The organism is Micromonospora sp. LOL_025 (assembly GCF_048060285.1).
In the GTDB taxonomy this organism is placed as follows: Bacteria; Actinomycetota; Actinomycetes; order Mycobacteriales; family Micromonosporaceae; genus Micromonospora.
Genome location: NZ_JBHMIR010000052.1, coordinates 21,742 through 28,078 on the forward strand (window position 1 = coordinate 21,742; position 6,337 = coordinate 28,078).

The 6,337-nt window shown below is 76.9% G+C and carries 6 protein-coding genes; 3 read left to right on the forward strand and 3 right to left on the reverse strand.

Annotated features, from left to right (window positions below; genetic code table 11):
• Window positions 1–2 precede the first annotated feature (2 nt).
• The 3 genes from ACFHW0_RS30695 (at window position 3) to ACFHW0_RS30705 (ending at window position 3,005) form a co-directional block, all read left to right on the forward strand.
• Entirely contained in the window at window positions 3–1,166 is a 1,164-nt protein-coding gene (locus tag ACFHW0_RS30695; RefSeq protein WP_416613119.1) for a cytochrome P450, read from the forward strand.
• A gap of 157 nt (window positions 1,167–1,323) precedes the next feature.
• On the forward strand, window positions 1,324–2,256 hold the full coding sequence (locus tag ACFHW0_RS30700; protein WP_416613120.1) for an ABC transporter ATP-binding protein: 933 nt from the start codon (window positions 1,324–1,326) through the stop codon (window positions 2,254–2,256).
• The gene (locus tag ACFHW0_RS30705) at window positions 2,253–3,005 is read left to right on the forward strand and encodes an ABC transporter permease subunit (RefSeq protein ID WP_416613121.1); all 753 of its coding nucleotides are present in this window, start codon (window positions 2,253–2,255) and stop codon (window positions 3,003–3,005) included. Before ACFHW0_RS30700 ends, ACFHW0_RS30705 begins: the two co-directional genes overlap by 4 nt.
• A gap of 37 nt (window positions 3,006–3,042) precedes the next feature.
• Here ACFHW0_RS30705 and ACFHW0_RS30710 read toward each other — a convergent pair whose 3' ends face one another.
• The 3 genes from ACFHW0_RS30710 to bioD are packed head-to-tail and all read right to left on the reverse strand — an operon-like array spanning window position 3,043 to window position 6,134.
• Window positions 3,043–3,720, reverse strand: coding sequence for a response regulator (locus ACFHW0_RS30710; RefSeq protein ID WP_416613122.1), 678 nt, complete (start codon window positions 3,718–3,720; stop codon window positions 3,043–3,045).
• The gene (locus ACFHW0_RS30715; protein WP_416613123.1) at window positions 3,717–5,375 is read right to left on the reverse strand and encodes a sensor histidine kinase; all 1,659 of its coding nucleotides are present in this window, start codon (window positions 5,373–5,375) and stop codon (window positions 3,717–3,719) included. The genes ACFHW0_RS30710 and ACFHW0_RS30715 overlap by 4 nt, the downstream gene beginning before the upstream one ends.
• A 54-nt stretch (window positions 5,376–5,429) precedes the next feature.
• Window positions 5,430–6,134 (reverse strand): dethiobiotin synthase, encoded by a 705-nt coding sequence (gene bioD, locus ACFHW0_RS30720; RefSeq protein ID WP_416613125.1) that lies wholly within the window; start codon window positions 6,132–6,134, stop codon window positions 5,430–5,432.
• Window positions 6,135–6,337 lie beyond the last annotated feature (203 nt).

The following is a 6,337-nucleotide window of genomic DNA, read 5'->3' on the forward strand; positions in this document are numbered from 1 at the left end:
GCGTGCTGTTCCGGAGCTGGGCGCAGACCGCCGACGCGCACTGGCCGGACGTGGCCCGGGTGTCGGACCACGTGGGGGTCGCACACCTGGTCGTGACCCGGCACGCCCTGGTCCGCCAGGTGCTCACCGATCCGGCGACGTACCGGCCGGACAACGCGCTGGACGCGGTGACCCCGATCCCGGTGACCGCGCTGCGGGTGCTGGCCGGGCACCGGTTCCGGCTGCCGCCGACCCTGGCGAACAACGGTGGCGCCAGCCACCCGGCGATCCGGGCGATCGTCGCCGACGCCCTGCACCCGACGCGGGTCGCCGCCCAGCGGCCCTGGCTGACCGGGCTGGTCCGGGAGCGCGTCGACGGGATCGCCGCCACCCTGGACGCCGGCGGGTCGGTGGACCTGTACGCCGAACTCGCCGCCGACCTGCCGCTGCTGGTGCTGGCGCGGCTGGTCGAGCTGCCGGACGCACCGGTCGGCGCCGTGAAGGAGTTCGCCCGCGCCGCGTTGGAGCTGTTCTGGGCGCCGCTGGACGCCGAACGGCAGCAGGCCCTCGCCGCCGAGGTGGGCTCCTTCCACCGGGTGCTGCGGGAGTTCGCCGCGACCGGGGGCGGCCTGGCCGGGTCGCTGCGGGCCGCCGGGCACCCGCCCGACGTGGTGGTCGGCGCGCTGTTCTTCCTGCTGGTGGCCGGCCAGGAGACGACCTCGCAGTTCCTCACCCTGCTGCTGCACCGGCTGACCGGCGAGCCGACCGTGCTGGCCGGCCTGCGCGACGGCACCGTCGGCGTCGCCGACGTGGTCGAGGAGGGGTTGCGGCTGGAGCCGCCGATCGTGACCTGGCGACGGGTGGCGGCGGTGGACACCACGCTGGGCGGGACGGCGGTGCCGGCGGGCACCAGCATCGTGCTCTGGCTGGCCCGCGCCGGCCGGGACCCGGCCACCGTCGACGCGCCGGACGAGTTCCGGCCCGGGCAGCGTGGCTCCCGCCGGCACCTGGCCTTCGGGGCGGGCCCGCACCGCTGCGTCGGCGACCAACTGGCCCGGATGGAGGCGGCGGTGGTGGTCGCGGAGACCGCCCCGCTGCTGGACGGGGTGACCGTGCTCCGCGAGCCGTGGTGCCCGGACAACCTGACCTTCCGGATGCCCGACGCCTTCGTCGTCCGCAGGCGCTGAACCGGCACGCCCGCCGCGGTGCGCGCGCCGTGGCAGATCCGCCGTGGGTGCGCGCCCGGCGGGAGGGGTGACGGTGGGAGGGACTCGACGAAAGTCAGTGGACGGTGGTGCCGTTCGGGCGCGGTCGGGGCGGGGGTGCCGGACCTAGCGTCAACGCATGATCACATTACGTGGGTTGACCAAGCGGTTCGGGGACACGACCGCCGTCGACGCCCTGACCGTCGACATCGGACCGGGCCGGGTCACCGGGTTCCTCGGCCCGAACGGCGCGGGCAAGTCCACCACCATGCGGATGATCCTCGGGCTGGACCGGCCCACCGCCGGACAGGCGCTCGTGGGCGGGCGGACGTACCGGGAGCTGCGGCGCCCGCTGCGCGAGGTCGGCGCGCTGCTCGACGCCCGGGCCGTGCATCCCGCCCGCTCAGGTCGGGCGCACCTGCTCGCGATGGCCCGCAGCAACGGGATACCGGGCCGCCGGGTGGATGAGGTGCTCGCCACCGTGGGGCTGGACGCCCGCGCCGCGGCCAAGCCCGGCCGCACCCTCTCCCTCGGCATGGGCCAGCGGCTCGGCATCGCCGGTGCGCTGCTCGGCGACCCGCCGGTGCTGATGTTCGACGAGCCGGTCAACGGCCTCGACCCGGACGGGGTGCGCTGGGTGCGGCAACTGATGCGGTCGCTGGCCGACGAGGGCCGGACGGTCTTCGTCTCCAGCCACCTGATGACCGAGATGCAGCTCACCGCCGACCGGCTCGTGGTGATCGGCCGTGGTCGCCTGCTCGCCGACGCCCCGATCGACGAGGTGATCGCCGGCAGCGCGGTGGCCGTGCGGGTACGCAGCCCGCAGCCGGCCGGCCTCGCCGCGCTCGGCGAGCGCCTCACCGCCGCCGGGGCCACCGTCGAGCGGATCGGCCCGGACGAGCTGACCGTCACCGGCGCCACCGTCGAGCGGATCGGCGACCTGGCGTACGAGCTGGGGGTGCGGTTGCACGGGCTCAGCCCGCACGGGGCGTCCCTGGAACAGGCCTTCATGGAACTGACCGCCGACAGCGTCGAGTACGCCGGCACCCCGACCCGGAACGAGGCACGATGAACACGATCTCCGCCGAGTGGACCAAGTTGTGGTCCGTGCGTTCCACCTGGTGGTCGCTGCTGGCCGGGGTGCTGCTGATGGCCGCCACCGCCGGTCAGCTGGCCATCTACGCCGCCAACGCGAACACCAACGACGACCCGGCCGACGACGCCGGGATCGTCACCGTCGGCAGCGTCGTGATCGGCTCGGTCGAGCTGACCCAGTACGCCGTGCTGGCGCTGGGCCTGCTCGTGGTCACCGGCGAGTTCACCAGCGGCACGATCCGTACCACCCTGCAGTGCACGCCGTCGCGCGGCCGGGTGCTGCTGGCCAAGGCCGCCGTGACCGGGGCGGTGACGTTCGCGCTCGGGCTGCTGCTGGGCACGGTCGGCGCGCTCGTGGCCCGCCCGGTGCTCGGCCGCTGGGGCGCCGCGCCGGCGGGCGGCACCGTCGGTGACGTGCTGGCCGTGGCGACCTACCTGGCGCTGGTCGGCGTGCTGGCCCTCGGGCTCGGCGCGGCCCTGCGCAGCGCGGTGCTCACCCTCATCGTGCTCGTCGCCACGCTGATGATCGTCCCGCTGTCGTTGCAGGAGCCGGACATCGCCGTGCTCAACCGGATCGCCGACGCCTTCCCCGGGGTCGCCGGCGGGCATTTCCTGGCCGGCGACACCGGCCCGTATCCGGCGCCCGTCGGGTTGCTCCTGCTCGCCGGCTGGGCCGGCGCGGCACTGCTGCTGGGCCGGGCGGCGATGCGCCGCCGGGACGCCTGAGGCACCGGGGGCGCGTGCGATGGCGGGGCGGGGCGGGTCAGCCGGTCGGCTCGACCAGCCCCGCCTCGTACGCGAGGATCGCCGCCTGCACCCGGTTGCGCACCTCGAGCCGGGTGAAGATGCTCGTCAGGTAGCTCTTCACGGTCCCCTCGACCAGGTGCAGCCGGCGGGCGATCTCGGCGTTGGACAGCCCGGCCCCGACCAGTGCGAGGACCTCCCGCTCCCGGTCGGTCAGCCCGGCCAGCCGGTCCCGGGCCACCGGCCGGCGGGCCACCCGGTCACCGCCCAGCTCGATGACCCGGCGGGCCACCCGCGGCGACAGGTACGCGCCGCCGTCGGCGACGGCGTGCACCCCGGCGATCAGCTCACGCGGGTCGCCGGCCTTGAGCAGGAATCCGCTCGCCCCGTGCCCGAGCGCCCGGGCGACGTGGTCGTCCTCGCCGAACGTGGTCAGCATGAGCGTCGCCGTCCCCGGCACGAGCCGGCGGATCTCGGCGGCGGCGGTGAGCCCGTCCAGCCTCGGCATCCGGATGTCCAGCAGCGCCACCCGGGGCCGGTGTGCCCGGACGAGTTCCACCGCGGCCCGGCCGTTGCCGGCCTCGGCCACCACCTCGATGCCCGGATCGGTGGCCAGGATGGCCCGGACGCCGGCCCGGATCATCGCCTCGTCGTCGGCGAGGACGACCCGCACCGGGCCGCTCGTTCCGGTGTTCATCCGTCGATCCGCTCCTTGCTGACCAGCCGGCCCTCGACGAAGCAGAGCCGCCACGTCGGCTGGGCCAGGGGGAAGTTGCCGTCGGTGTAGTGCTCGCAACCGGGGCGTGCCGTCCCGGCGGGCGGGGCCAGTTGCCGTCGGGGCAGCCCGGTCAGCTCGGCGCGCTGCGCGCCGACGGGCATCCGCGCGAAGGCCCCGTCGTCGAGGACCGTCCCGGCGGTGGCGACCGGGTAGTAGACCAGGGAGAGGACCAGCGCGAGACCCGCCGGGGCGCCGAGCGCCGTCAGCAGGCTGAGCCGGACCCGTCGGCGGGCGTCGCGCAGCCGCCGCTCGGCCTCCCCCGGCGACCCGCCGTCCGACGCGTCCGCGCCCGCCGCCGGGGCGACCGGAGACCCAGGCTCGTCCGCCCCGCCCGCCGGCCGCCCGCCCGCCGTCCACCTGCCGGCGGGGTCGGGATCGCCCGCGCGCGACGGGTGGGCGTCGGCGCCGCCCGGCTCGGCGACCGGCAGCCGGGCGCGGACGGCGAAGCCGCCGCCGTCGCGCGGACCGCTCGCCAGGGTGCCGTCGGCGAGCCGTACCCGCTCGGCGAGGGCGAGCAGGCCGGAACCGGTGGACGGCGGGCCCGGCAGCGGACCGGCCGGTGGCGCCGCGTTGACGACTGCCACCTCGACCTGGTCGCCGTCGCGGCCCAGCACGACGGTGACCGCCGCGCCGGGGGCGTACCGGGCGGCGTTGGTCAGCGCCTCGCGGACCACCCGGTGCGCGGCGTGCGCGGCCATCGGGGGCAGCTGCGCCAGGGCGTCCGCGCCATCCAGGCGCACCGCCATGCCCGCCTCCCGCGCCCCGTCGACCAGCTCGGCGACGCTCTCGCCGGCCGGCCGGGTGGTCGCCGCGCCGTCCGGCTCCCGGAGCACCCCGATGATCCCGTGCAGCCGCTCGGTGGCGGCGGCGACGCTGGCCCGCAGCTCCCCGGCGGCGGCGCGGTGCCGGGGCGCGAGGTCGGCGGCGACCTCCAGCGCACCGGCGCGCAGGGCGATCAGGCTCAGGTCGTGCCCGAGCGAGTCGTGCATCTCCTGGGCGATGCGGGCCCGCTCCCGCAGCCGGATCCGCTCGGCGGCGCCCCGCCGCTCCCGGTCCCGCGCCTCGACGTGCCGGCGGCCGGCGTCGGCGAGCACGGCCTGCTGGCGCCGGTACCGCCCGACGAGCCACGGGAACACCCCGGCGAAGAGCAGCACGGAGGCGAGCAGGAACCAGGTGGCCGCGCCGGTGCCGAGCAGCCCCAGGTTGAGCACGGTGCCGCCGGCCGCGAGCACGGCGAAGGCGACGGCGGCCGGGACGGCGGTGGCGCTGCGGCGACCGGTCAGGTAGGCGAACACCGGGATCGCGAAGAGGAAGTTGCCGTCCAGCAGCGACCCGAGCACCACGACGACCAGGGCGGCCACCGGCCACCGGCGGCTGGCCACGACCGCCGCGGCGAGCAGCAGCAGCGCGCCGGCCGTCAGGGCGGAGGCGTACGCCGAGTGCGGCGGGGTGATGCCCGCGTACCCGATCGGGGCGGCGGTGGTCACCCACAGGAGCAGATCGGCGCTCCGCCGCCGGACCTCCGCCCGGGACCACCCATCCCCGCCCGCCCCGACGGACCACCAGCTCTTCACGGCGGCCAGGCTACCCACGCCCGACCTGCGCCGACACCGACGAAAGTCAGGTGCTCAGCTGATCTCCTCGGCCCACGCGCGCCAGTCGTCGAGCACCCCGTACAGGGCCGGGGTGAGCCAGCCGGGCGCGGACCGGCGGAAGACCCCCGGATCCATCGCCCCGGTCCCGGCAGGCAGGGCGCCCAGCAGGTTCGGCACCAGGTCGGTCAGGTTGGCCCAGTGCACCAGCTCCGGGGCGGCCGGCCACGCGCCGACCACCACGCCGGCCGGCACCGCCCGGCGCGCCAGCGCCTCCAGCGTCAGCGCGGTGTGGTTCAGGGTGCCCAGACCGGCCCGGGTCACCACCACGGCGCGGCAACCCAGCGCCACCGCCAGGTCCGCCACCGTCCAGGACCCGCCCTCCGGCCGCAGCCCCATCGGTACGAGCAGGCCGCCCGCGCCCTCGACGAGCACCAGGTCGTGCTTGTCGGCCTCCTCGCGGACCGCGTCGACGGCGGTGTGCAGCTCCAGCGGCTCCAGCTGGGCGACCCGGGCCGCCGCCAGCGGGGCGAGCGGGTCGGGGAAGCTGGCCAGGGTCCGGCCGGTCAGCGGGGCGGCCAGCCGGTTGACCGCGTCGACGTCGCCCGGCTCGCCGCCGGCCGTACCCGTCTGGGCGGGTTTGACCACCGCGACCCGCAGGCCGGCCGCCTGCGCTGCCGCCGCGATCGCCGCCGTGACCACCGTCTTGCCGACGTCGGTGTCGGTGCCGGTGACCAGCACCGGCCCTCGCCACGGCCCGGTCACGTCGTGACCCCGGCTCACGGGACGAACCTCGTCCGCGACTGCGGGGCCCGCAGACCCGGCTCACTCCTCGCGCTCACGGGCGCCACCTCAGCTCGCGACTGCGGGGCTCGCAGACCCGGCTCACTCCTCGCGCTCACGGGCGCCACCTCAGCTCGCGACTGCGGGGCCCGCAGACCCGG

What these genes read in the sequence shown, in the direction of transcription:
- ACFHW0_RS30700 (WP_416613120.1), top strand. Translation starts at nt 1,324, where the DNA reads ATGATCACATTACGTGGGTTGACCAAGCGGTTCGGGGACACGACCGCC.
- ACFHW0_RS30705 (WP_416613121.1), top strand. Translation starts at nt 2,253, where the DNA reads ATGAACACGATCTCCGCCGAGTGGACCAAGTTGTGGTCCGTGCGTTCC.
- ACFHW0_RS30710 (WP_416613122.1), bottom strand. Translation starts at nt 3,720, where the DNA reads ATGAACACCGGAACGAGCGGCCCGGTGCGGGTCGTCCTCGCCGACGAC.